Origin of the sequence: Microcystis sp. M44BS1, assembly GCF_020244875.1 — a bacterium.
Classification (GTDB): Bacteria; Cyanobacteriota; Cyanobacteriia; order Cyanobacteriales; family Microcystaceae; genus Microcystis; species Microcystis panniformis.
Genome location: NZ_JADBVM010000345.1, coordinates 1 through 26,313, shown reverse-complemented (window position 1 = coordinate 26,313; position 26,313 = coordinate 1). Strand labels below are relative to the sequence as shown.

At 41.4% G+C, this 26,313-nt stretch carries 20 protein-coding genes, 1 tRNA gene and 1 rRNA gene; 7 read left to right on the top strand and 15 right to left on the bottom strand.

The window, feature by feature from the left end; translation table 11 throughout:
- Positions 1-594: 594 nt before the first annotated feature.
- A complete protein-coding gene (locus IM515_RS25395; RefSeq protein ID WP_002766465.1) occupies positions 595-744 on the top strand; it encodes a hypothetical protein in 150 nt (49 codons plus the stop codon).
- 97 nt (positions 745-841) lie between these two features.
- Here the strand turns inward: IM515_RS25395 and IM515_RS25390 are convergent, their stop codons facing one another.
- From IM515_RS25390 to IM515_RS25375, 4 genes are all read right to left on the bottom strand, one after another.
- Positions 842-1,204, bottom strand: coding sequence for a DUF5615 family PIN-like protein (locus tag IM515_RS25390; RefSeq protein ID WP_287630479.1), 363 nt, complete (start codon positions 1,202-1,204; stop codon positions 842-844).
- Positions 1,182-1,532, bottom strand: coding sequence for a DUF433 domain-containing protein (locus IM515_RS25385; protein ID WP_002737461.1), 351 nt, complete (start codon positions 1,530-1,532; stop codon positions 1,182-1,184). The genes IM515_RS25390 and IM515_RS25385 overlap by 23 nt, the downstream gene beginning before the upstream one ends.
- A 330-nt stretch (positions 1,533-1,862) precedes the next feature.
- A complete protein-coding gene (locus IM515_RS25380; RefSeq protein WP_287630478.1) occupies positions 1,863-2,063 on the bottom strand; it encodes an antitoxin in 201 nt (66 codons plus the stop codon).
- A 4-nt stretch (positions 2,064-2,067) separates the two neighbouring features.
- Complete coding sequence (locus IM515_RS25375) at positions 2,068-2,352, bottom strand: BrnT family toxin (protein ID WP_287630477.1); 285 nt, start codon at positions 2,350-2,352, stop codon at positions 2,068-2,070.
- A 269-nt stretch (positions 2,353-2,621) separates the two neighbouring features.
- On the opposite strand from IM515_RS25375, the gene IM515_RS25370 reads away from it, so the two are divergent.
- The 3 genes from IM515_RS25370 (at position 2,622) to IM515_RS25360 (ending at position 3,953) form a co-directional block, all read left to right on the top strand.
- Positions 2,622-2,930, top strand: coding sequence for a hypothetical protein (locus IM515_RS25370; protein ID WP_287630476.1), 309 nt, complete (start codon positions 2,622-2,624; stop codon positions 2,928-2,930).
- 105 nt (positions 2,931-3,035) lie between these two features.
- Complete coding sequence (locus tag IM515_RS25365) at positions 3,036-3,467, top strand: toll/interleukin-1 receptor domain-containing protein (RefSeq protein ID WP_002790708.1); 432 nt, start codon at positions 3,036-3,038, stop codon at positions 3,465-3,467.
- Between the two features lie 72 nt (positions 3,468-3,539).
- A complete protein-coding gene (locus IM515_RS25360) occupies positions 3,540-3,953 on the top strand; it encodes a toll/interleukin-1 receptor domain-containing protein (protein ID WP_002745372.1) in 414 nt (137 codons plus the stop codon).
- Between the two features lie 125 nt (positions 3,954-4,078).
- Here IM515_RS25360 and IM515_RS25355 read toward each other — a convergent pair whose 3' ends face one another.
- The 3 genes from IM515_RS25355 to IM515_RS25345 all read right to left on the bottom strand — a co-directional run bounded on the left by IM515_RS25355 (position 4,079) and on the right by IM515_RS25345 (position 9,115).
- Positions 4,079-4,306 carry a DUF2283 domain-containing protein gene (locus tag IM515_RS25355; RefSeq protein ID WP_346304857.1) on the bottom strand — a complete coding sequence of 76 codons (228 nt, stop codon included), beginning with the start codon at positions 4,304-4,306 and terminating at the stop codon, positions 4,079-4,081.
- 167 nt (positions 4,307-4,473) lie between these two features.
- Positions 4,474-5,094, bottom strand: coding sequence for a restriction endonuclease subunit R (locus tag IM515_RS25350; RefSeq protein ID WP_287630475.1), 621 nt, complete (start codon positions 5,092-5,094; stop codon positions 4,474-4,476).
- A 214-nt stretch (positions 5,095-5,308) separates the two neighbouring features.
- A complete protein-coding gene (locus tag IM515_RS25345) occupies positions 5,309-9,115 on the bottom strand; it encodes a tetratricopeptide repeat protein (RefSeq protein ID WP_287630474.1) in 3,807 nt (1,268 codons plus the stop codon).
- 83 nt (positions 9,116-9,198) lie between these two features.
- On the opposite strand from IM515_RS25345, the gene IM515_RS25340 reads away from it, so the two are divergent.
- The gene (locus tag IM515_RS25340; protein ID WP_287630473.1) at positions 9,199-10,308 is read left to right on the top strand and encodes an S-(hydroxymethyl)glutathione dehydrogenase/class III alcohol dehydrogenase; all 1,110 of its coding nucleotides are present in this window, start codon (positions 9,199-9,201) and stop codon (positions 10,306-10,308) included.
- A 384-nt stretch (positions 10,309-10,692) separates the two neighbouring features.
- The gene (mrdA, locus tag IM515_RS25335) at positions 10,693-12,567 is read left to right on the top strand and encodes a penicillin-binding protein 2 (protein ID WP_287630472.1); all 1,875 of its coding nucleotides are present in this window, start codon (positions 10,693-10,695) and stop codon (positions 12,565-12,567) included.
- On the opposite strand, the gene IM515_RS25330 is transcribed toward mrdA, so the two are convergent.
- The 7 genes from IM515_RS25330 to IM515_RS25300 all read right to left on the bottom strand — a co-directional run bounded on the left by IM515_RS25330 (position 12,564) and on the right by IM515_RS25300 (position 24,774).
- Entirely contained in the window at positions 12,564-13,370 is an 807-nt protein-coding gene (locus tag IM515_RS25330) for a radical SAM protein (protein ID WP_287630471.1), read from the bottom strand. The two genes, mrdA and IM515_RS25330, sit on opposite strands and share 4 nt — an antisense overlap.
- 19 nt (positions 13,371-13,389) lie before the next feature.
- Positions 13,390-13,481: transfer RNA gene (locus IM515_RS25325), tRNA-Ser, on the bottom strand.
- Positions 13,482-13,542: 61 nt separating this feature from the next.
- Positions 13,543-14,250, bottom strand: coding sequence for a DevA family ABC transporter ATP-binding protein (locus IM515_RS25320; RefSeq protein ID WP_287630470.1), 708 nt, complete (start codon positions 14,248-14,250; stop codon positions 13,543-13,545).
- Positions 14,251-14,270: 20 nt separating this feature from the next.
- Entirely contained in the window at positions 14,271-15,434 is a 1,164-nt protein-coding gene (gene devC / locus IM515_RS25315; protein ID WP_287630469.1) for an ABC transporter permease DevC, read from the bottom strand.
- Between the two features lie 22 nt (positions 15,435-15,456).
- Positions 15,457-16,764 carry an ABC exporter membrane fusion protein gene (locus tag IM515_RS25310; RefSeq protein WP_130757453.1) on the bottom strand — a complete coding sequence of 436 codons (1,308 nt, stop codon included), beginning with the start codon at positions 16,762-16,764 and terminating at the stop codon, positions 15,457-15,459.
- Positions 16,765-17,113: 349 nt separating this feature from the next.
- On the bottom strand, positions 17,114-18,436 hold the full coding sequence (locus IM515_RS25305; RefSeq protein WP_287630468.1) for an aminotransferase class I/II-fold pyridoxal phosphate-dependent enzyme: 1,323 nt from the start codon (positions 18,434-18,436) through the stop codon (positions 17,114-17,116).
- Between the two features lie 11 nt (positions 18,437-18,447).
- Positions 18,448-24,774 (bottom strand): type I polyketide synthase, encoded by a 6,327-nt coding sequence (locus IM515_RS25300; protein WP_287630467.1) that lies wholly within the window; start codon positions 24,772-24,774, stop codon positions 18,448-18,450.
- Positions 24,775-25,842: 1,068 nt separating this feature from the next.
- On the opposite strand from IM515_RS25300, the gene IM515_RS25295 reads away from it, so the two are divergent.
- Complete coding sequence (locus IM515_RS25295; RefSeq protein WP_287630466.1) at positions 25,843-26,133, top strand: DUF2288 domain-containing protein; 291 nt, start codon at positions 25,843-25,845, stop codon at positions 26,131-26,133.
- Between the two features lie 50 nt (positions 26,134-26,183).
- Here the strand turns inward: IM515_RS25295 and rrf are convergent.
- Positions 26,184-26,301: ribosomal RNA gene (gene rrf / locus IM515_RS25290) — 5S ribosomal RNA — on the bottom strand.
- Between the last annotated feature and the right edge of the window lie 12 nt (positions 26,302-26,313).

Here is a 26,313-nt window from a genome sequence, read left to right as displayed (position 1 = left end):
TGATACTAAACGTCGGGACATATAAACAGTTATAAGGTTGGTCAGGGTTGACCTGTTAGATTCAGTCAGGGGACTGAAGACCTTACTAGGCGGTTATTTCAGGTATTTCAACCTTATTTCATGCCTAAACGTTTCGCACTTCTTATCTAACTTTACCATTCCCCTCTCAGGCCGGGCAATTCTAGACAAAAACTCTCGTATTCTTGAGCTTGTCAGGACAAATCAGGCTGAAATAGTCAAGGAAAGCCGAAAAAATCCTGATAACTTCTTCAGTTATTTTAAGAGAAATTGAACCTGCTCCTGAGAAGGTTCGACAATTTTTTGCAGAGGTTATAACCTATGCAGAGTTAGTTGAAATTACTGAATCTGCTTTACAACTGAGGCAAGCTTATATTGATTATGGTGTGGTGACTCAGAAATCAATGTTAGATGGGCTTCATGTTGCTTTAGCAAGTGTTGCTGGATGTACAATGATTGTCAGTTGGAATTTTAAGCATATCGTCCATTTTCAAAAAATTCCTCTTTACCGTGCTATTAATGTAATCAAGGGATATTCACAGCTAGATATTTATTCACCTCTGGAGGTGATTAATTATGAAGGTTAAGCAATTTGATTGTGTGGCAATAAAACGTTTAGGTAGCGAAAAAATCTATGAAGACATTAAAAATATGAAAATAAAGGAAGAATTAGCCTATTGGCAACAAGCTACTAAAGAGCTAGAAAACCTCCAAAGTCAATCATAGTTTAGCGAAGAAAGTGCAACTACAAACTGGGTTTGCTGTCAAGGCTCTAGCCCGAACAAGTTTAACCTGTTTTCTTTAGAAGGTCATTTGGACTTCATTAAGTTAACGGTAAATGTACAATTCGGTCTTCATATTCATTGTCAAAAGAACCTTTGGCAATTACAATTAATTCTAACAAGTTATCACCAATACTTAAATCTTGATTGAGAATAAAAATTCCAGGAATGTGACGGTTTTGGTTGAAGTGTTCTCTTAAATGTACTGGCATAGAAGCACGATTATTTGTCACTAAAATAAATCCCATCACCTCACACCAAATCAAGATTTCTGGATCTAATGTACCTAATGTTGGTGTATCTGGTTCACCAACTACTCGAATAATGATTTCTGGTTCTCGGCGACGCAATTGTTGAGGATACACCGAATTAACATTTTCATCAATTAAATATTTCAGTGTCATTAGCTTTCTGCTTGGCTGTTATTTCAGCTTTCAATTTTCTCAGTCGTTCAACCACAGGCGGAGGATTTTTTCGCTGTTCTTCTCGCATTTTTCGCCCCCATTCTAGCCAGTCGGCAATATATTGGCTCACTTTTTCTTTATCATGAAGATAATAAAGAATCGTCGCATATACCTGTTCGAGGGTTAAAGATGGATAAGTATTAGCAATTTCTTCAGGAGTTTTGGCTTGGTAAATGAAATCGTGTAAAATAGTTTCAATACCGACGCGGGTTCCTTTTAGCCGAATATCGTTAGGAGCAAGAAAATTAAAATAGTCTTCGAGTTGCATAATTTATACCAATTGAAGATTCAAACTTAACTTTATTCTTTAAGTAACATTGTTATCTTAATTATACTTGATCTTTACCAGATATTGCGACCGCATTCGGTTCTTAATTATTGACCTCTCCCCCGTCCCCTCTCCACCCCCCTCAATCTCCCCTACGAGGGGAGAAGATAAGGAAGACTTTTTATTATGGAGAGGGGAGAAAGATTTAGCGAAGGGAGCGCAACAACAAGCCAGGTTCGTTAAAATTCCCCCCTTCCCTCGCAGGGAAGGGGGGTTAGGGGGTTTAGGTCAAACCCTTATACTATATGGAGTATCAGAATTTTTCGCTCATTAAAGTTGACGTTGGTGAATAACACAGTCTTGAAGATATAAATTGATTAGTTCTTGATAAGAAATCCCTTTTTCTTCAGCCATCGATTGAAAATATTCAATTACGTCAATTCCCAAGGGTAAGGTTACTTGTTGTTTTAATTGTTTAGCAAAGGGATTCGGGCGGCTTTTCATTTGGGAAAGGTCATATTCTGGTTTCATGGTTTTAACCTCGATAATGTTTACTTTCGTTTTTAGTGGCTTTTCGGGCGGAGATAATCCTAATTACTGATTCTTGCTCTCGGTAACTATGAACGATGAGCAATATTCGCATTTTAGAACTTCTACCAAGCAATAAATATCGCTCTTCTGTGTCAGAATGTTCTTCATCCCAAAACTGTATAGCATTTTCATCATAGAAAACTGATTTGGCTTCTTCAAAAGAAACGCCGTGCTTCTTTTTATTGATTTGATTTTTCTTATTATCCCACTCAAAAGTTAGTTTAATCATAGTTACATTATTATACTTAATCTTTGCCGAATAGTGCGATCGCATTTGGTTCTTAATTATTGACCTCTCCCCTGGCCTTTCTCCTACAAGGAAAGGGGAGAGAATTTAGCGAAGAGAGTGCAACTACAAACTGGGTTTGTTGTCAAGGCTCCAGCCCGAACAAGTTTAACCTGTTTTCTTTAGATAGTGAGGAGCTAAATGGACATAACCCTATTGCCCAAATTGGGTAACTTATCTAGAATAAGTATATGAAGAGAGGAGGAGACGTGATGGAGTATCAGAATTTTTCGCTCATTAAAGAAGATATTCAGGCTGATGCTTGCGGACGGATTAGCCTTGGGACTGAATGTAGCAACCGTCACTATCGAATACTGATGAATGCAAGCGGGGAACTTCTTTTGGTTCCCATGGTGGCGATTCTGGGGGGAGAACTATGGGCTTTTCAGAATCCTAGTGTCCGCGAGTCGCTCAAACGGGGACTCGCAGAAGCCCGCACGGGAGATTTCGCTGAAGAAACAGTCGATTTAGACGCTATGCTTGAGTTTGCTGCATCTATTCCTGAAGAGGTCGAGGAGTAGGTGAGTTTTTCTAGCGACTAAAAACGCTATACTCTTAGTAAATTGTCAGCAGATTATGAATCAATCAGTTGAATTAATTTAAATATCGAGGAAGCTAGAAAGAATATGAAAGTTTTTATTAGTCATGCCTTTACTGAGGCTAAGTTAGCTAAGAGAGTTGCTGATTCTCTCAAAGAAGATGGCTTTCAAGTTTGGGATGCTGCTGAAATGTTACCCGGGGAAAACTGGGCTAATAACATAGGTAAAGCATTACAAGAAGCTGAAGCAATGGTAGTCTTATTAACACCAGAATCGCTGAAGTCTTTTAATGTTGGTTCTGAGATTAGTTACGCCATTGGAGAAGAAAACTATCAAGGTCGTGTCATTCCTGTGATTGCTTCTTCCTTAGATAATTTAGACCGAGAACATATTCCTTGGATTCTCAAAAAGTTTAGAATGATTTACGTCCCCAATCTTGAACAAGACAATCAACAATTAAAAGAAATTACACAAGCACTTAAAAATGTGACAAGCTCCGACGGACTGAAAGTTAACTGAGATGTACCACTTTTTAATTTGCTTTGCCTAATCAGAAGCTATGCCTTATCTAATTGTAACTATAGGTATGAAATGATTCCTCAAGAGGCTTTTCTTTCCCATTCTAGCAAAAATCGAGAGTTTGTCTCTCATTTGGCCAATGAATTACGCCGTCATGGAGTTCCCGTTTGGTATAGTGAAACTAATATTTTAGGCGCACAGCAATGGCATGATGAAATTGGGAAAGCTTTGAGGCGATGTGATTGGTTTATTATCGTTCTCTCTCCTGATGCGGTCGATTCTATGTGGGTAAAGCGAGAACTAATTTTTACTTTACAGGATCAGCGTTTTGAAGATAAAATTTTGCCAATTCTCTATCAACCTTGTGAATATACAAAACTTTCTTGGGTCTTACCTAGCTTCCAAATTATTAATTTTAATGATAATTTTGAAGAAGGATGCCGAGATTTGCTTCGTGTCTTTGGCTTAGGTTATATCTATATTTAGTAGTAGTTTGTAGCGTAACAAACCAATATGTGATCTGGTAATTGATCGATCTGTTGATGGAGTTGTTGACGAATATTTGCAGACATAAGCTAAGTTGTTTTAATGATTTACTCAATCTGATTACACTAAACTGCCAAGCGGAGATTGGCGATGAGGGGAAGTTGGAGTTCGCTTTTTTCTTGTAGTCTTTGGGAGAAAAAAAGGATTTCTAGGTTTTCTATTTCTTCGGTTTTTGGGTTGACTCTCACGATAATATCATCTCCTAATTCTTCGGATTCTTGTTCGGGATAGGGAGCGCATTTGTTGATATAAAGAATGTCTCCAGTGGGGTCATATTTAATAATTAGGTTTATCTCGTTCCCAGGTTCTACCTGGGAACGCTTGATTCAGGTTCTACCTGATAACTGATAACTATCCACTGTTCACTGAAATTACGGTTCTTCCTAAATACTACTTTAAGGCAGAGCCTTAGATATTATGTTCCAAGGCTCTGCCTTGGAACAAGGGATTATCTCCATACTCAAATTAGCTGACAGAGATGTTTAAGGATTTTGAGAACCTCGTATAAATCCCCCGGATTTCTCATGGCAAATAAACGAGAGGTTCCGTATAAAGGTTTGTCGTCCCATAATAATTTAACGAATAAAAACTCGGAACCATTGGTCAACATTCCATAATTAGGACGGTTTTGATGAGGATTGGCTATTAAATAAGCTAATAATTGTGGTAAACCTACTTCAACGGAATAAATCACCCGTTTTGATTCAATAATCATTACCCATAATTGATCTTTTAGAATTAAAGTATCTAACTTTCCTTTAATTATTAAATCTTGATCTTCTGTAATAATTTCAACGGACTCTTCTGCTTTAATGTGAAAAGGAAATAGATAAAAGTTACCAATAAATAATAATGGATCTAAAACCGTCATCCTCACCGAAGTTTCCAAAAAGGGAGGACAATTTAATAAGTTAAAATAACCTATTTTGATTTTATCTAACAATTCTTTTTCTTGGTCAGAGATTGCTTCTAGGTCTTCTTGCCATTCCCCAAAAAAATGCTCATCTTCTATAAACTCTAGTTGAAAATGATTAATTAAATCTCTGAGAGTGACTTCTTTTGCTTGTAAAATTTGAACCATATTTACCTCCTTAATTAAGATTTAAGTAGGTAGGCGTTAAAAATTATCAGATGCCCCCCTTATTAAGGTGGATCCCCCCGCCTATCGGCACCCCCCTTATCAAGGGGGGCAGGGGGGATCGAACCTAAAATCCATTTTTAATTTAATTATAACCAGCTACTTACGTTAACTGAATTGATATCCGCAAACACGCAGCCTACGCCCAAAACCCATCCTAACCCTCCAGCAAACCCCGCACCTCCTCAACCCCAACCCCGAAAACAGAAGCAATACCGACAAGAATCTCCTCATCTTGCGTTTGCTGATAAAGAGCAACAAGACGAGGCAAAGAAAAGGTTTGTACGCTGTAACCATCGTTAAATTCTGCCCAAATTTGTAAGGCTTGCAGGTAATAACTTTTGGCTTGGCTCAATTCCCTCAATGCTTGCGCTACCATTCCCAACTCGTTCAGGGGGTTGGCTTGCCCGTAGCGATCCCCATATTCAATGAGGATCTCAAGAGCTTGCTGGTAGTAGCTTCGGGCTTGCTCCCATTCCCTCAATTCTTGCGCTACTGCTCCCAAATTGTGCAGGGTGCTGGCTTGGGAGTAGCGATCCCCATATTCAATGTAGATCTCAATAGCTTGCTGGTAGTAGCTTCGGGCTTGCTCCCATTCCCTCAATTGTTGCGCTACGATTCCCAAATTGTGCAGGATTCTGGCTTGGGAGTAGCGATCCCCATATTCAATGTAGATCTCAATAGCTTGCTGGTAGTAGCTTTGGGCTTGCTCCCATTCCCTCAATTCTGCCGCTACCATTCCCAAATTGTTCAGGGTTCTGGCTTGCTCATAGCGGGCGCTTTGCGTGCCTCCGGCAGCGCCATATTCAATGAAAATCTTGAGAGCCTGCTGGAAGTAGAGCCGCGCCTGCACCCATTCCCTCAATTCTTGCGCTAAGATTCCCAAATTGTTCAGGGTTCTGGCTTGGGAGAAGCGATCCCCATATTCAATAAAGATCTCAATAGCTTGCTGGTAGTAGCTTCGGGCTTGCTCCCATTCCCTCAATTCTTGCGCTAAATATCCCAACTGGTGCAGGGTTCTGGCTTGGGAGTAGCGATCGCTTTGCGTGCCTCCGGCAGCGCCATATTCAATCTCGATCTCAAGAGCTTGCTGGAAGTAGCTTCGGGCTTGCTCCCATTCCCTCAATTTTTGCGCTACCACTCCCAACTGGTGCAGGGTGTTGACTTGTAAAGATTGCTTAAATTGACTGTAACTTTCACCAATTGGCTTGAGTAATTCGAGGATCTTTTGGCAAATCTCTTTCGCTTGCTGATAATTTTTACTTTGTAAATATTTGTTTACTGTCTCGGCAATTATAGCAATGATTTCTAGTACCACCTGCCCTTGTTTGGCTTCAGGGGGATAGTTTTCAACAGTTTCGAGAACGAACTCTAGGAGCTTTAAATTAGTCTGAGTATCTTGGTTTAAATCCAGATAACTATGCAAGCAATTAATAATAGTCAATACGCTCTCTTGCTGATTGAGGGCGATTTGCAACGCATTAAACAGATTTTCATACTCCCAGCGACAGAACAATATCCCTAACTGCTTCTCTTGCGGATTTTTGGAATTTAGTAAGTTACTATAATTACCTGCCAAGTCTCGGTAATGATTCTTAAAACCCTCCCAAATTGCTGCTTGTGTCTCTGGTGCTAATTCCTTTAACTTCGTCTTCAGGAAGTAGGGGAAAATGGGTTGAATCGTCAGAGAATCTGGCAATTCTTCACTCATCGGCGAAAGCAAACCCCAATGAATCGCTTCTTCAATTGCTGCATCAAATTGGTCAAACTGATAGCCTTGTAAAGGTTCTAATTGCTGTAGTTTTTGGCTATACATAGGAATGAAATCCCTGTGAATAAACCCACTAAAAGGCGCTAAACAGAGTAACAACTTCTGCGCCTCCTCCGACAAATTACTGTGGGAATATTCCACACACTTGATGATATTATTAGTCTTATCCTCATCCCCCACATCAGCTAATTCCGCCAACTGTAACCCTTGCCAAATCTCCTCCGGTGACTGTCGCTTCAGATTCGCTAATACCACTTCCATCGCCAACGGATATCCCGCCAACAACTTCATCAAGCGCTTAAAATCATCATCCTTTTTAATCGCATTTTTCCGACTCTTCGCCTGACGTTCTAAGATTCTCTCCGCTAATTCAGTTCTCGACTCTTGGTCTAATCCTTGTAAGTGATAGATATTCTCCTTAAAAGTCCTGCGTTGCAGCCAAGTTTCCTCACTGCGAGAACCCAAAATCACCTTCGTTTTTCCCCCCACCAAATTCGTGAGAAAATCGGCGATTTCTTCCCTCTCATTCTCCGGTAAAGTATTCTGAATTGCTAACGGTTGTCCCGTCACCGACTCCAGATTATCTAAAATGAGAATATACGCCTCACTGCGGAGTTTTTGTTCTAGTTTCCTTACCCGCGCTTTCAGGTTCATCGCTTGGAAACTCGCCTGTTCAAAGCGATTATAAATTCCCTGACCGATTTCATAGACAATCTGTTCTAACGTCCAAGCTTTTCTATCATAACCAAAATAGAAAATATGGGTCGCCCAGTTAGTTTTTTGCCACCATTCTCGTAGATAATTGAGTAAAGTAGTTTTTCCTGTCCCTCCCATTCCTTTGAGTAAAAGGATATTATGTTTCAGCAGCGCCTTTTCCAGCTTGAGAATTTCTAAATCTCTTCCCACAAAGCCGTATTCTGGTAAGGGAAAGACATATTGATTGCCGATATGTTCCCAGTATTTTTCCTCCTCTTCTGGAGTAAATGGACGCAAATTGAGATTAATTTTACCGCGACAATAAATCACCGGTAATAACCAATCTTCTAAATCTATTATCGTATTATAATAGGCGCGGCGTTGCTTATTATTGAATAACTCTAACCGTCCCTTTCGCATCGCTTCCGTTAGGTCTTTTCCGTTCAATAATTGCTGATAAATTGGTTTCATCATCAACTTAGCTGCAGAAACCGTCACCGAATATCCCATCGCCACCACTGCTTGCATTCCCGCAGTCATCAAACGACTCCCTAAACTGGTTTCCCGATAGTCTTCTGATTCCTGGGAAATTTGCTTTGCTGACTGACAAGCATTGAGAATACAAATAGGGATATTTTTCCCAGTGAGTAAATTCGCTAATTCCGTCGCTTCTACCGGAGTCGCTTGACCTTTTTCTTCTCCTTCCAGAAACAGAAAAGCTTTTACTCCCTCATATTCTGCTAAATCCTCCAGTCCCCATCCCCTTTGATAGCGCCAAGAGTCCCCGTGAACCTGTCTTTGGTACTGTTCATATTCCATTAATCCGCCATGAACATCGAAATGAATAACATGATAGTATCCTTCTCCCTTCTCATCCAGATGTCTGGTTAGTGATTCATAAGTTCCGGGACGCAATATATCAATTTTTACCGGTATTTCACTACTATTTACCAGTTCTACCAAAGGACGGGAAATCGTGCGATAGTTAACATCAGATTCCTCATTAGGACGCGCAATCACCACCAGAAGATTGATAGTAGGATAAGTGGCCATTTGCACCGGGACAACTGTAGCCCCTCGACGCTGGCGGGAGATGATACAATCTATAGAAAAAGGACGCGGTAAATCAGGATCTTTCAGCGCTTCCCAATGTAAAGCTTGAAATTCTGGCGACTGACTTTCGATGATAATTTGCAGTTGACTTAACTGCTTTCGCAAGTCTCGATATTCCCCATAAGCATTTAAATTACTCTGGAAAACCTGTTTAAATAGGTTTTCGCCATAGTTTTGGACGCTGTTGGCGGCTTTTTGCGCTTTATCCGTGTCTAGGGTGGGAAATACTAACCATTCCTCAAAGTACCATTCTAGGTCTTTTTCTTCTTGGTTAGTAAAGGGGTCAGTAACCGTAATTGGGTAGCTGTTACCGCTATCAAAATTGAGAGTAGCAGTAAAGCCACCATCGTTAATTCCTTCTTCGCGGATGGTGAGGACTAACATAGAGATAAGTTGAGAATTGTTCTATTACAACTCTTCAGCAGTTTAACGGTATTATACTGGAAAAAACCTATTGCTTTGAGCCTATGGATGTTCGAGCGGCAGTTGCCCTAGAAGCGGGAAAACCCCTAACTATTGAAACGGTAAAATTAGCAGCACCGCAAGCGGGGGAAGTGTTAGTAGAAATCAAAGCCACGGGAGTTTGTCACACCGATGCCTATACTCTCTCTGGGGCCGATCCTGAAGGCTTATTTCCCTCAATTTTAGGCCATGAAGGGGCCGGAATCGTGGTAGAAGTGGGAAAAGGTGTCACTAGCCTAAAAGTGGGGGATTCTGTTATTCCCCTATACATTCCCGAATGTCGTCAGTGCGAATACTGTCTCAGCTTTAAAACCAATCTCTGTCAAGCGATTCGTCTTACCCAAGGTCGGGGAGTAATGCCGGATGGAACCAGTCGTTTTTCCCTCGATGGTCAGCCTCTTTATCACTACATGGGAACCTCGACTTTTGCTAACTATACCGTACTGCCGGAGATTTCCCTAGCTAAGATTCGCCAGGATGCTCCCTTTGAAAAAGTCTGTTATATCGGCTGCGGAGTCACTACAGGTATCGGTGCGGTGATTAATACCGCTAAAGTGGAACCGGGGGCAAAAGTGGTGGTTTTTGGTCTGGGAGGTATCGGTTTAAATGTTATTCAAGGAGCCCGTTTGGTGGGGGCCGATATGATTGTCGGGGTCGATATCAATCCCCAGAAACAAGCTTTAGCGACCAAATTCGGGATGACTCATTTTGTTAATCCCCAAGAAATTGAGGGGGATTTAGTGACCTATCTGGTGGATTTAACTAAGGGTGGGGCCGATTATAGTTTTGAGTGTATCGGCAATGTCCAGATTATGCGTCAAGCTTTGGAATGTTGCCATAAAGGTTGGGGTGTTGCCACTATTATCGGTGTAGCTGGGGCCGGCCAAGAAATTAGTACCCGTCCTTTTCAATTAGTCACCGGACGGGTCTGGAAAGGTACGGCTTTTGGTGGGGCAAGGGGTCGTACAGATGTACCAAAAATAGTCGATTGGTACATGGACGGCAAGATTAACATCGATGATTTAATCACCCACGTTCTACCTCTGGCAAGAATTAACGAGGCCTTTGACCTGATGCGCCAAGGGGATTCTATCCGCAGTGTGATTACATTTTGAGCAGGGATAATGTTACATATAGTTAAGAAATACTTGACAAACTCTTAACTGTATGTGTGCGCCAGTTTCCTAGCTCTCTTTAACTTACTATAGAAGCGATCAATCTTTGTGTCCTCTGTGTCTGGAGTGATTCCTTCCACTCCCAGTATTTACACTTATTTTGTTAAGATATATTGCAGATACCCTGAACTTTAGTCAAGAGAGGAGCTAAATCACCTAGTATTGCGTCTTTTTCAGTGTTGCCAAAGGCACGGCGTAGCCGTCCAGTAAACAGTGAAAAGACATCGGGAAAGTGCTATTTAAAACTACTCACTTAGAACTCAAATCTGATAACTGATAACTGATGACTGCCCTAATAACTTTTAAATTTTTAACTTTAAGCAAATGCGTAATAGCGGACTCCTATCAAAAACCAAAGTCAAACTGAAACGGAAAAAAACGCTCACCTCGCCGACGCGGCCAGCGCCGAATAAATTACAGAATAAAATCAAAGATAAAGAGCGTCTAGTCGGTCGTCAGCGTCAGTCATGGCTAATTATGGGCTTAATTAGCCTTGTCCTGCTAGGAGGAGTCGGCTCACGATTGGCCTATTTACAACTGCAGCAAGGACAAATTAACCGAGAAAGGGCAGAAAATAACCGGATTCGCATTCTTCCCAAACCCCCAGTCCGGGGCAACTTATTCGATCGCAATGGCAAAGTTTTGGCCACGGCCCGCCTAACCCATGCGGCCTATATTTGGCCCAAATCCCAGCGTAATCCCGCCCAAAAACTCAATCTTGACCGTTTAGCCAGTATTTTAGGCATTCCCAGAAGCGACCTAGAAAAACGCATTAACGAAGCGGACGAAAACCCCTCCACCCTGATCCGCATCGCTAGGGGTTTAACTCCGGCCCAAATTATCGCCCTAGAGGAATACAAAGACGAATTAACCGGCATTGAAGTGGACGTGGAATCAGTGCGCTACTATCCCAATGGTAAAATCGGGGCGCATATTCTCGGTTATACTGGGGAACTAACCCCAGAGGAATATCAAGCCAAAAGACCCCAGGGCTACCGATTGGGAGATGTCGTCGGTAAAATGGGTGTAGAAGCCGCCTACGAGTCAAAATTGCGGGGAGAATGGGGGGGAATGCAGTTAGAGGTCAACGGATCGGGACAAGTAATCCAAATTCTCGGCCAAAAAATTGCTAAACCGGGGCAAGATGTCACCCTGACACTAGATTTAAAACTTCAAAAAGCCGCCGAGGCCGCTTTAGGAAAACGCAAAGGTGCGATCGTGGCGATCGATCCCCGGGATGGTTCCGTGCGAGCCATGGTCAGTTATCCTAGTTTCGATCCCAATGTTTTCTCGGCCCCAATTACCACCGCCACCTGGAAAAAACTACAAGCGGAGGGCAACCCGTTTGTTAACCGCGCTCTCCAAGGATTTCCCCCCGCTTCCACCTTTAAAGTCGTCACTGCCACTGCTGGCATGGAATCGGGGAAATTTCCCCCCAATACGGTCTTAAATACCTTTGCCGCTCTTTATGTGGGGGGGACAGCTTTTGGAGAATGGAATCACGCCGGTTTTGGTCCGATGGGTTTTGTCCGGGCCATGGCCATGAGTAGTAACACTTTTCACGGTCAAATAGGTCGCGGGGTGGGGGGACCGGCTTTAATTGCCATGGCCCGGCGCTACGGTTTCGGTCAGAAAACTGGTATAGAATTAGCGGAAGAAACTCCGGGGTTAATTGCCGATCGCGATTGGAAACTGCGTAATTTTAAAAACTGGGATTGGTCCGTAGGCGATACGATTAATATGTCGATCGGTCAAGGATTTACCCTCGCGACTCCCCTACAGGTAGCTGTGATGTTTGCTGTCCCCGCTAACGGCGGTTTTTTGGTGAAACCGCACCTTTTACAGGATGCCCGGGATGTTAAGGAATGGCGCAAGTCTTTGAACATGAAACCTAGCACCCTAGACACCCTGAGAAAGTCCCTGAGAGCCGTGGTAGCGGAAGGAACTGGTCGGGCCCTATCCGACCCCGCTTTACCGCCTGTAGCGGGCAAAAGCGGCACAGCAGAAGCACCTCCGGGCAAGTCCCACGCTTGGTTTGGAGCTTTCGCGCCCTTCGATAAGCCCGAAATTGTCGTGGTCGCCTTTGTGGAACATTCCGGCGGTGGTGGTGGTAAAGTGGCCGCACCTATGGTACGTCAGGTAATGGAGGCTTATTTTAATGTCAAACCCAAAGAAGAAAAACCCCGGCTGAAGCCTTAGAGACCTGTGGCGGTAAGCGGCACACAGCGCACGGTAATTCCCGTGGCCTTTGCCATTTTTTCCGCCCAAACTGCTAATATTTCAGCGTTTACCGGTTTGAGAATTTGCCTTCCGTCGCCCGCGCTGAGGGGATTATTACCGCGGGTTTCTAATTGTCTTTGTCTGGCCCGGGGACGGGTCGGGGTGTTAAGTTGAATTTCATCCGGTTGTAGCTGTTGCATCAAATCGATATACTGGTCTTGCTCTTGGGGCGACCAAGAGGCCAGCACCATGGTTTGAATTGCTAGTTTTCCTGACCATTCTTGGCGAAATTGTCTTAATCCCCACCAAAGCTCCTGCCAATCCAGACCGGGGACCGGACGGTTAACCCGTCGCCATTGGGCCTCGGAAACAGCATCGATTTTAGCGGCGACGATATCAGCTTTGCTCAAGTCTTGACGCACTTGGGCATCTCCCAAGAGGGTACTATTGGTTAAGACCGCCACCGGCCGCTCGGTTATTTCCTTGACGGTGGCCAGTATTTCCCCTAAATTGAGGGCGAGGGTGGGTTCCCCGCTACCACTGAGAGTGACTATATCCACGTCCCAGGGGGCAAAGGCACTTAAATCCCTGCTAATTTGTTCGCTGGTGATAAAAATTCTTCGTTGCTCGGTTTTTTGCTCAATTTCTCCTAACTGACAGTAGGCACAGTTAAAGGAACAGGTGGAAACTAAACCAATCGGATCAATGCCCAGAGAGCTGCCGAAACGCCAAGAGGCAACCGGACCATATACGGAGCAGAAATAATCTTGGCGAGCAGTCATCGAACCTACCCAAAAAACACGGAGAGGGAGGGATTCGAACCCTCGGTACGGTCTTACGATTCGTACAACAGATTAGCAATCTGCCGCATTCGACCACTCTGCCACCTCTCCAAGATGACATTATTTTAGTGTAACATAAAAGGCCGATTTTTGGCAAGTAATTTTTGGGCAGTTAATCCCCTAAACGACCATCCTCCATATTGACAATGCGATCGGCGATGTCGAGAATCCGGTTATCGTGGGTGACAAGTAAAATCGTGCAACCTTGTTCTTTGGCCAATTTCTGCATGATTTCCACCACATTGCGCCCGGATTGTTTATCTAAGGCCGCAGTCGGTTCATCGGCGAGGACTAATTTGGGATGACTGACGAGGGCACGAGCGATCGCAACCCGTTGTTTTTGTCCCCCAGACAAATTTTCTGGGTAATAATCGACTCGGTTTCCTAAGCCAACTGTTTCTAAGATCGCTTGTGCTTTGATGTCTAAATCTTCCTGAAGAAATTCTTCATGAAGTTCCAGAGATAAGCGAACATTTTGTTTAGCAGTCAGAAAACTCATTAAATTATGTGCTTGAAAAATATAGCCAAGTTGTTTACGAAGCTGGGTTAATTGGTTTTTGCTTGCTCCATATATTTGTTGTCCCAAAATTTTGAGACTCCCTTCTTGAGCAGAACGTAATCCCCCCATCAGAGTTAGTAGGGTAGTTTTGCCGGAGCCAGAAGGACCTGTTAAGATGACAATTTCTCCTAGATTAATATTAAGATTAATATCAAATAATACCTGTTTACGCAGTTTTCCTTCGCCAAAATAGTGGTTAAGAGAATTGATAGATATAACAGGTTCTAATGAAGTTACAGATTCAATTTGCAGCATTTCCATAGTTGTAACTATCCTCGAAACTAAAAAATATCAGCCGGGTCAGCAGAACGCAGTTTATTCATGGCGATCACCCCAGAAACAGCACACATAGTAATTGTCAATATTAATACCATGACAGCACGACTAACCTTCATCATAATTGGTAATTGAGTAGCACTATAACCAAGTTGATACAGTCCGATCGAAAAGAAAAAACCTGGAATATAACCTAAAATAGCTAATAATAATGAAGCCTGTATTAAGACACCGAGTAAGTAGCCATCACTGTAGCCCATAGCTTTCATAGTAGCATATTCTGGTAGGTGATCTGATACATCAGCATAAAGAATCTGATAAACAATTACAATACCAACAATAAACCCTACCATTACCCCTAATCCAAAAACAAAACCAATTCCTTGATCACTCGAATACTCAATTTCAGTTTGTGCTAATTGAGCAGGAGTAACTACTTTCACATCTTTGGGCAAATTAGCGGCGATTTGTGCTTGTATTTGTTGAAGATCTGCGCCAGATTTCAATTTAATTAATCCCATAGTTATATTATTATTTTTATGCTCAGGAAAGAGATTAAGAAAAGTCGAATCACCGGTAATGACATTTCCATCCGTGACAAAAGAAGCTCCTATATCAAATAAACCAATCACCTCTACATTCTTATCATTAAGCTGTATTTCTAGATTTTTTGACTGATTGAGCAACTGAGGAATTGTCCCGTATTCTGGCCGAGAGCCTTGGTCAAATAACACCCGATTTAAAAGTTTTAATTGTGACTGATTAGACTTAAGTGCTGGTAAAGGAAAAGGGGGGTTAATCGGATCAATTCCCCAAACCAAAATACTACGATTAATCTGGGTTTGAGGATTACGCCATTGAGCAAAACCGATATAAAGAGGAGTGACTGACTTGACTCCTTCATAAGCGAGAGTTTGTTGTAGTCGCTCTCTGGGAAATTCTTTAACTAAGTATAGGGTTTGAAACTGAGAATTAACTAAGACTAGATCCGCTTGTAAAAGCTGATGAGGTTTTGCTACCCCATCAAACAAAGCATCTAACATTCCCAATTGGAAAAACATAAGAATATCAGCAAAGGCAATTCCAGCGATCGCAACGCTAAGACGAATTTTTTCTTTCATTAGCTGAAGTAAGGCTAGGGGAGTTTTACGAAACAGTTTCTTGGGCATATACTGGCTCAATATTAAGGGTTTAAGAATTAGGATTGTCAACTTGTATTTCTACTTGTACTTGCAAATTAGTTAAGCTGGCTACCCGTTGACTATCTTGAGAATTGAGACGAATTTTGACTTCTATGACTCGGCGATCTAGGTTTTCTCCCGGTTGACTACTAAAGACATTTTGCCTATCGACCTGTAAACCAATTTGTGAGACAGTACCCTTTAATTTACCAGAAAAAGCTTGACTAGTAATGATAGCTTGTTGTCCCATTTTTACTTTATCAATATCAGTTTGATACACCTCTGCTACGGTTACCATATTATTAGTTTGTGCTAGTTCTACTAATCCAGAATTCCCAATTTTTTCGCCAACTCGCGTATGAATTTTGAGAATTTGTCCGTTAATAGGACTCTTGATATAAACTTGATTTAAGTTCGTTTGTGCTTGTTGTAAATTAGCCACAGCATTATCAACTTCTGCTTGCGCTATTTGTAGATCAACTGGACGAACTTCAGCCACTTGATTAAGGGTAGCTTTTGCTTGTTGAATTTGCTGTATTCCTGTTGCCTTAGTACGCTCTAAGTTAGCTTGAGCTTCGGCGATCTGTTCTTGATAAGTGGTAATAATACGTTGTAGATCTGCTTGCGCTTCTTTGAGACTTTCTTGCAGGGTTTTTTGATTGAGACACTTACTATCATAATCAGAACTAGATACGACTCCATCTTGATATAACATCTGATAACGTTGACATTCAGTTTTAGCATTTTCTAGTTCTGCTTGTAAACGAGCAATTGTCGCTTTTTGTGTGGCTTTTTCTCCCTGTAACTGTGCTTGTAATTTGGCTATGGTTGCTTTTTGTTCCCTAGTTTGTCCCTCTAAATCAGCTTTAGCCTTTTCTACCGTCGCTTTTTGAGCATTAATCTCTCCAACCTTTGCCCCTGCTTTAACTTGAGCTAGACGCGCTTGAACTACTTTTAACTGTTCTTGATTTTGTTTAACTACTGATTGTAAACGGTTACGAGAATCTAAAATCGCAATTACTTGTCCTGTTACTATTTTATCTCCTTCTTTAACTAATAATTGTTCTATGCGATCGCCATCTAAAGGCAAGGGAGCATCTAGACGGATAACTTCACTTTCCGGTTCTAATCTTCCTAATGCTGCTACTTTGGTAATAGGGGGCGTTGTTGCTTTTGATTCAGAGGGCGATGAATTATTCCATCTGAGGGGGAAAACTTGATAAACTACCCCCACACTGGTGATAGTTGTAGCAGCAATAGCAATGGCTAAAATCCAGCGTAAAGGATGATAATACTTGGATAATGAATCATTTTTCATAGCTATTTCTTCGGTCTTGTCTTTGTTGTGGATAGGTGTTAACCATCAAAAGATATGGTTTTTCACCTAAATAGTTTTACCAAAAGTAGGAGCAAACTGCATCTTCTAGACCCTGTGTAAGTCCTAATATTCTTTAACAGTCGCCATGTGAAGATAGCTAAATCGTTAGCCATAAGCCAGATAGAAGTTTTTCTTCCATCTGGTATCTGGCCAAGTTTTTTTGAGTTCTGTTTAATTCTTGATGGCTACTACAGTATAGTCATCTTTCACCTCTCAATTGATACAGTTCAAGAACAGACAGAAAAAAGAACTAAACAACAATGGAATAGAGGGCAAAACAGAATAACTATTAGCTTTGAATCTTTTTCAACTCATCAGCAACAGCTTCAACTGTAAACTGAATTTGCTCCTCGCTATGGGTACAACTTATAAAAAAGCGTAATCTTGCGGTATTCTCCGAGACAGCCGGATAAATTAATGGCTGAACATTAATTCCACGATGGAAAAGAGCCTCAGAGAGTTGGATACACTGCAACGAGTTACCAATAATCACCGGGATAACTGCTGAATCTTGACTTAGTCCTGTATTAAGTTCATGCTCTTGAGCTAACTTCAGGAATAGTTTGGCTCGTTGGGCTAAACGTTCTACACGCTCAGGTTCTGAATTTAATAATCGAATGGCAGCTAAAGCGGCGGCTGCATTAGGTGGGGAAATACCAACACTATAGACAAAACTGGGAGCAGTATATTTGAGGTATTCAACCAGAGCTTTATTACCGGCAATGTACCCACCACAACTAGCTAAGGATTTACTTAAAGTCCCCATCCACAAATCAACATCGGTGGGGTTAACTCCGAAATATTCCCCAATACCATGTCCTGACTTACCAAGTACACCAATAGAGTGGGCTTCATCAATCATAAGGGCAGTTTTATAACGTTTCCTCAGTTCAATAAACTGAGGTAAGTTAGGAATATCTCCATCCATGCTATAAACCCCCTCAATAACGATTAAAGCTTGTTGATGACTGGCTCTTTTTTCTTGCAGAATTTTTTCTAAAGCTTGCCAATCATTATGGGCAAAAGAGAATAAACTTGCTCCTGAATGGAGGCAACCTTGGATAATGCTATTGTGACTGAGTAAGTCACATACAATTAGGTCATTTTTGTCAAAAAGATGACTAATAGTAGCGACATTGGTAGAGTGACCTCCAACATAGACTAAAGCATCCTCAGCCCCTACTAAGTTAGCTATTTCCTGTTCTAATTCCCGGTGAATGGGTTTTTCTCCAGAAATTAAACGACTAGCTGAAACAGAAGTTCCGTAATGATCAATAGCTTCTTTAGCGACTTGAGAAACCTTGGGATCTCCCGACATCCCAAGATAGTTATAACTTGAATAGTTAATCAGTTCTTGCCCATCAATTTTTGTCGTATTTTTAGCAATTCCCTGATTAATTTTAAAGTAGGGATTTTTAAAACCAATAGCTTCCAGTTGGATGATTTGCTGTTTCATTTTTTTGTATACTGGACGCTCAGTAAAGTTGGAAAAATCAACTAAATCAACTGGAGATGAATTGGCTTTTTCGGTTTTCCGCCGCAATTGTTCGATAAGTTGAAGCTTTTGCTGAGAGGAAAGGTTAGTTAGAGTTTGTTCAATGTTAGTAGTCATCGGCGATCTCCTTAATTAGATAATAGGGAACTTAAAAGAATATCTATTTCTCCATCAGTTAGCTGATTGAGTTGAGTTAATATCTCCTGAGAAATTTGCTCATCATCGTTCTTTTGGGGAACAGGGATAGAGGAAAAGGTTGCCCTTAATTGTTCATCCACAAAGATAGCTACATTAGTAACAGTAACTTCTTCAGCCAACTTAGTGAGGGGAATATCAATTCCTAAATCCACACTTAATTTAGTTCTCATTTCAACAGCCATCAATGAGTCAAACCCCAAAGTTTGCAGTGGCGGATCTAGATTGATTTGCACAGACTCAATTCCAAGAATTTTAGCAACTATACTTTGAAGATATGCTATTAACAGAAGTAAGCGATCTTCATTACTCGAAGCTTTCTTCCACTCGGACACAACCGAATATTTAGATGCTGGTAATCCCGTTAATGGTTGGTTCAAGTTAGGGTTTTGTGGTCGCCAGACTATTTCATATAACCAGTTTTCTGTCTCCTCTTTTTGCACAACTTGCCCCAGTTTTTGAGAACTAATACGCTTAACTGATAATCCTTGAATTTCGGCAAGCAGTACCCCACTGTCATCAAATAAGTCCACATCTGCGGTGATGGTTTGGGAAGGCTCAGAAGAGTCTTGATTTAACTTAACTCTACTCCATAGATGAAGGGGTACAGAACCATAGACTTGATATTGCTTTAAACCCACAGGTAGGTAAGCATCGCCAGAGTCTTCTCTTGATAAAGCCGCCCCTAATACTTGTAAACTAGCATCCAGTAAAACGGGATGTAATTTGTAGTTACAAGCTTCATTAACTAAGGGTTCTGGTAACTGAATCTGTCCGAGAGCCATTCCTTCATACTGCCACAGGTCTGTAATGGCTTGAAAACTTGCTCCGTAGTCCATTCCTCGTTGTTGTAATTGTTGATAATAATCTTCAACATTTACGGATTCAAGAGAATCAATTGATAAGTTTTCTAAGTTGACTGGACTGGGTTGAGTAATATCTGTTACTTTGATAATTTTACCCAAAGTATGAAGTGTCCAAGAATCGCCAACAGGATTAAGACTAAAGATTTCAAAGGTATAAGTCTGGGAATCTTGAGGAGTCAGAATTAACTCGATAGTTTTCACCGGATTTCCATCTAAGAACAAGGGATGTTCAATCCTCACATCTTCTATGCTGATGGAGTCGGATTTAAAAACATTTATCCCGGCGACAAGAGCTATTTCTAAGTAAGCGGTAGCAGGAAAAATAGTGGTTTCTTGAATCCGATAGTGTTGAAGATAATTGGGACAATCTTGACTGATTTGAGATTCAAAGATAATTGGTTTTAGTGGCAAATGTAACCGTTTTCCTATTAAAGGATGAAGATGTCCATTGCCATTGCTAGAGTATAACTCAAATTGCTGAGTACCCTGAGGATTGTTGTGAGAAATATGTCCTTTACCATTGGTTGACTCAACTCTTGTAGTGGAGCAGTCGGACAATATACTGCCATGGCAATACAATTGTCGGCTAAATTGATAAGTTGGCAGACTCAAACGATGATAGGAATAATCTTTTGAAAATCCAGTCCAATTTACAGGTGTTCCTTTAACATATAATTCTGCCAAACTTTGTAACATTTGTTGCCAATCTGATTTTCTAGATCGCAAACTTGGCAACCATACTCCCTTGCCTTCTGGAATACAATGACTTCCCATTCCTATTAAAATGGGTTGGGGACCAATTTCTAGATAAACCTCATAACCGTGGCTCGCTAGTGTATTCATTCCTGCGGCAAACTCTACGGTCTGGCGAATATGATTTACCCAATAAGAAGGCGTAGCTATTTCGGCTGTCGCTATTTTACCAGTGACATTAGAAATTAAGCTAATATTTGGTTTTGAGTAGGTGATTTCTCGGGCAATTTTGGCAAACTCGGCCAATATTGGCTCCATCAAAGGTGAGTGAAAAGCATGAGACACTTGTAAGGTTTTTGTCTTCACCCATTCGGTATCTAAATTAGCGACTACTGCATCAACGGTTTGACTGTCCCCAGAAATAACAATGCTAGATGGCCCATTAATAGCAGCGATAGAAACCTGTTTTTCATAAGAAATAATGGCACGTCTGACAGTTTCTTCGTCGGCAGTAACTGCTACCATTTTACCGTTAGACGGTAATGCTTGCATTAAACGACCTCGATAAGCGATGAGTTTTAACCCATCTTCAAGACTGAACACCCCGGCAATGCAAGCGGCCACATATTCTCCTACACTATGACCCATAACTGCACTAGGTTCAATACCCCAAGATTTCCATAATTGAGCGAGTGCGTATTCTATGGCAAATAAGGCGGGTTGGGTGTAAGCTGTTTCATCTATGGGTGAGTTCTCTCCCTCTTGAGGATAGAGAATAGATAGCAAAGGTTTGTCTAAATAGATACTAAGAATCTCTTGACAGTGTTCAAGGGTTCTACGGAAAGTAGGTTGAGTCTCATAAAGTTCCCGGGCCATATTGATATATTGTGACCCCTGACCTGTAAAAAGAAACGCAATTTTCTGGTGCTTCTGGTGCGATAGTTCACCAGTCAAAATTCCCCCAGCTTCTTTGCCCTCAATAATAGCCTCTAACTGGGATTGTAATTGAGTTAAAGACTCAGTTTGAATAGCTAAACAATGATGAAAATGCGAGCGCCCCACATCAGCACTAAAGCAAAAGTCTTGTAAGTTGATTTGCGGATTTGCTTGAAGATAATTGTGATAACTTGATACTAATTCTCGCAAAGATGACTTAGTTTTAGCGGTAATAGTCAAGATAGCAAGAGATGGTTCATGTTGCTCTTGCTCCAAGGTTTCTGGAACAAATTCTTCTAAAATAACATGAGCATTAGTGCCACCAAAACCAAAAGAAGATACCCCAGCTAATCGCCCTTTTTTACCCTTTTTCCAAGGCTGTAATTGAGTAGGAATAGATAAGGAAGTTCCTTCTAGAGAAATATAAGGATTGAGTTTTTGCAAATGAAGGTGAGGAGGAATTTCACGATTTTGTAAAGCGAGGCAAACTTTAATCAGTGCGGCAATTCCTGCGGCTGCTTCGAGATGACCAATATTAGTTTTTACAGAGCCGATCCAACAGGGCTGATCTAATTGACGCTCCTCCATTAATACTTCTTTGAGAGCATTAAGCTCAATCGGATCCCCTAAAGATGTACCTGTACCATGAGCTTCCACGTAGCTAATATCTTTGGCGCTTACCTGAGCTTTGGCTAAGGCTTTTTTAATAACAGCTTGTTGAGCTTGTTTATTGGGTGCAGTTAGTCCATTACTGTGACCATCTTGATTAACTGCTGAACCGCGAATAATTGCATAAATGCGATCGCCATCTTGAATAGCCTTCTCTAGGCGTTTGAGGATAACCACCCCACAACCTTCGCCCCTGACATAGCCATTAGCACTTTCATCAAAGGTTTTACAGCGACCATCAGCGGCTAACATCCCTGCTTTTGAGAAATTAATAGTTAATTGGGGAGATAGCAGCAAATTTACCCCAGCTGCTAATGCGAGATGACATTCCCCATCTGTTAAGCTCTTACAAGCTTCGTGGACAGCAACTAACGAGGAAGAACAGGCCGTATCTATAGCTAAACTAGGCCCATGGAAATCTAGAAAATAAGATAAACGATTAGCCGCCACACAAAAAGCGTTACCCGTGCCATAGTAAGTGCCTATAGACTCATTATCTTTAGATAACAAGCGAGCATGATCATCACTACTGATGCCAACAAATACACCTGTTTGACTCCCTGCTAAAGTTTCGGGGGCAATACAAGCATTTTCGAGAGCTTCCCAACTAACTTCTAAGAGAAGTCTTTGCTGGGGATCCATTTCCACTGCTTCCCGAGGTGAGATGCCAAAAAATTGAGGATCAAAATCATAAACATTATCTAAAAATCCACCATTTATGGGGTTTAAATTGCCCAGTTCTTGATGATTCCATCTTTGAGAAGATAATTCTGTTATTGCATCCCCTCCTTGGCGTAATAGTTGCCAGAATGCGTCTGGAGATTTAGCTTGAGGAAAACGACAGCCAATACCGATAATAGCGATCGGCTCATTTTGAGGTTGTGATGAGGTTTTTTGAGCGACTGTGGATGAAGTTGTAGCTAGAGCTTCAGAACTTAATCCATTTAGGGCTAAATAGTGAGCAACTGCATGAATGCTAGGATATTCATAAACCAGCATAGGAGATACACTTTTCCCGAGCCATTGCTCAAGCTCTCCCGAAAGACTTACTGCCGCTAAAGAACTCAGTCCATAACTTGCTAAGTCTTGTTGAATATCTATTTTTTCTGGTGCTATTTGCAAGCTCTCTGCAACTTTTTTAATTAGCCACTCTTCAATTGCTTCTTGAGTATCGGACACAATTTGATTCTGACTGACCTCAGAGAATTCTTCAACAACCTGATAACTTTTGACTTGTTTTAGCAGAGAGTTAATATCTGATTTAAGCTGCTTAAATCCATTCTTATGTTCAGGATTTTTACTCCAATCCCCAATCACATTAAGAGTTCCTGCTAGAAAACTAGCTCGGCAAGCTTGACGTTGAATCTTGCCACTAGATGTCTTGGGAATACTTGCTGTTTTCAGCAGTACCACAGCATAAACATCTAGTTGATGTTCTTCGGCAACAGAGCGAATAATTTGCTCAATTACCGCTGGTGAGTCTAATTTACGCAGATAGCTTCGTTCGACTTCTTGAACAACTACTAGCCTTTCTTGACCAGCAATTTCCACTGAAAATACTGCTCCACACCCTTGCCGCAATCCCGGGTGACTTTTTTCGACGGTGGATTCAATATCTTGAGGATAATGATTACGTCCCTGAACAATAATTAAATCCTTGAGTCTTCCTGTGATAAATAACTCACCAGCCAGTAAAAATCCTAAATCTCCTGTCCGCAGAAATGGCCCAACCTGGGTATCAGCTAAATAAGCTTTGAAAGTTTCTGCTGTCTGTTCGGTTCGATTCCAATAACCCTGAGCTACACTATCACTAGATACCCAAATTTCTCCTATTTCCCCATCTCGACATTCAGTTAAAGATTCAGGATTCACAATTACAATTTTTTCTGATAACCAAGCGTGACCACAACCAACTAATAATTGAGCATTCGGGTGTTGAGAGTTAATAGTAACGGCACTATTTTCTAAAAGAGCTAATTTATCAACTGCTTCAATCACAGGAGATTGGCTTTTAATTCCCCCCGATACAAATAGAGTAGTTTCAGCCATCCCATAACAAGGATAAAATGCCTCTCTCTTAAAACCATAATCAGCGAAAGTATTAGCAAATTTTTCTAAGGTAGCTGCTCGAACAGGTTCGGCCCCAGTAAAAGCCACATCCCAACAACTTAAATCCAGATTTTCTCGCTCTTGAGGTTTAATTTTATCAGCACATAATTCGTAAGCAAAATTAGGACCGCCACTACTGGTAGCGTTGTAGCGAGAAATAGCCTGTAACCATCGGAGCGGTTTTTGGATAAATGCTTCTGGGGGCATAATCACACAAGGAAATCCGACGTATACTGGTTGTAATACGTTACCAATTAGTCCCATATCATGGAATAGTGGCAACCATCCTACACCAATAGTTTCGCTTGTATGTCCAAAGGCAGAAGCAATCAGTTTTTCATTATAAAGTAAATTTTTATGACTAACCATAACTCCCTTAGGCATACCTGTGGAACCAGAAGTATATTGTAGGAAAGCTATGTCCTCTAAAGAAAGATTCGGTTTTTGCCAGTTTTCTGCTTGCTTATCCGGGATGTTATTAGTAGCTAGGCAAGGTACTGTTATTAACTCAGGGTCACTCGAAAATTTTTCCTCAATAGTATTTAATAAGGATGTAGTAGTTAAGGCCAGTTTGGCTTGGGCATCTTTAGTTATTGCTTGTAGTCGAGAGAGCTTTTGATTACGTCGGGGAGGATAAACGGGAACGGCAATAACACCCGCGTATAAACAGGCAAAGAAAGCAATGATAAATTCTTCCTCCGATGGATAGAGCAATAAAGCTCTTTCTCCCGGAGACATTTGTAACTGAAGTTGAGCCGCCAAAGCTTTTGCTTTTTGCTCTAATTGCTGATAAGTCAGTCTGGCGGTTTCTGTTTCTCCATTAGCCAAAAAGATATAAGCTGTTTGCTCGGCTTGCTGCAATGCTCTATGGTTCAAGATATCTACAAAAGTAGAAATGTCCTGAAAAATTTCGCCTTTAGATTTTGATTCTACAGATAAACAAAGCATTTTTTCCTCTACAACTGATTTCTGAAGTTCTTTTAACATAAAACTAATTACAGGGCAATCGCACGCACTTCAACATAACCTGACAATTGAGAATGGCAAAAAGTTTTGCTGATACAGGGTTTTGGGTTTTGACCGAATATTTGCTTTAGTATTGCTTACGTCAGGTTTATGACTGTTTCGTTACAAAGCAAAAGTCTGAAACGTTTGCATGGTCAATGGTTGAGGCCAAGCTGTATCTGTCAAGAGGTCTTTTTATGCGATTACCCTATCCCTCCTCTGGGTTCACTTTACCTAAACTCAATAAAGACTGCTTACTGTTTTTTATTTTTACCGCTCCTATTTTTATCTTAGCGGCTTACCCTAAGTAAAAATACTCAGTTAAACAAAATTTAATTATTTAATTGTCAAGTCCAGTAGTAATTTTGTAACCGTTCAGGAGAGGTGTCAAGCCGCCAGTGGCATTGACTCTGTGGAAGGACTCTCTTGGGACAGCAGAGAAGGAGAAGCACTGCCTTTCTTTCCCAGGGGCGCGAATCGCTTCGGTCATAAGGTTCTAAGCACAATTAATGGGACTTAGGCGTTTTCGGTCAGCAAAAAAGGCTCAAACCATTACGGGACAAAGGGTTAACCTCGATTTATGATTTTCCTTGATCTATCTGGGTTTCAGCGATTTTGGGCTTCTCGAAGTAAATCCCAAGCGGGGATTGGAGTTGAGGCTTTTCTCGATTTGTTTTTTGTCTAAGTCCCATTAATTACACATCTGAGCCGTCAGCCGTCAGCTTTTTCAGTGATCAGTAAACAGTGATAATTAGGGTTTGCGGCAAAAAGTTTTTCTTGGGGGCAGGGTGTGGGGTGTAGGGTTTTACCGATTTTCAGGTGGTCAACTACCTAATTTTCAGGGAAAAAGTACCTGAATTTTCCCCCTGATCACTCCCAGTCCAGTACTTTTTGATTGACAAAAAGTCTAAAAGTCTTACCCAACAAGGTTTTTAGATTTATTCAGCCAACCCTAATTACTATAGATGGAAATCGGCTGTCCCTTTGCCTGTATGCTAGAAAGAGGAGCTAATTCGTTATTGAGCGAGCTTTTTCGCAAGGATTGACAGTATGGGTAATATTCACGATCAGTTATTAGAGGAATTAGCCGAAGTGGAGTGGAGTGACTTGATCCCCCATGCTCAAAGGGATGCGCTGATCCTGGTTTCCGATTCCCTCAATTTAATCGAAGTGGCAGAAGCGATCGCCGGTGATCAGGTTGCTCAAGTGCAGAATTGGATCGGGGAAAAACTACTGGAAAAACCGACACAGGAGCAATTAAGCGATTGGAATTCCCATCCCGATAACCTTTTTAATACACTAATCGTGCAACCTTTTGTGTTAATTCAGACCATAGCTTAGATAAAACCAAACCCCCCAATCTGGTGAGATTGAGGGGTAGGAAAGAATAATCCTGGCATCGAGCTATTGTCCCGGTCGGCAACCCGACAAGTATCTTGGCCACGGTGAAGTTTCACAACCGAGTTCGGGATGGAATCGGAGTGGTGCCATCACGTTAAAGACACCAGGAAGGGTAGAACC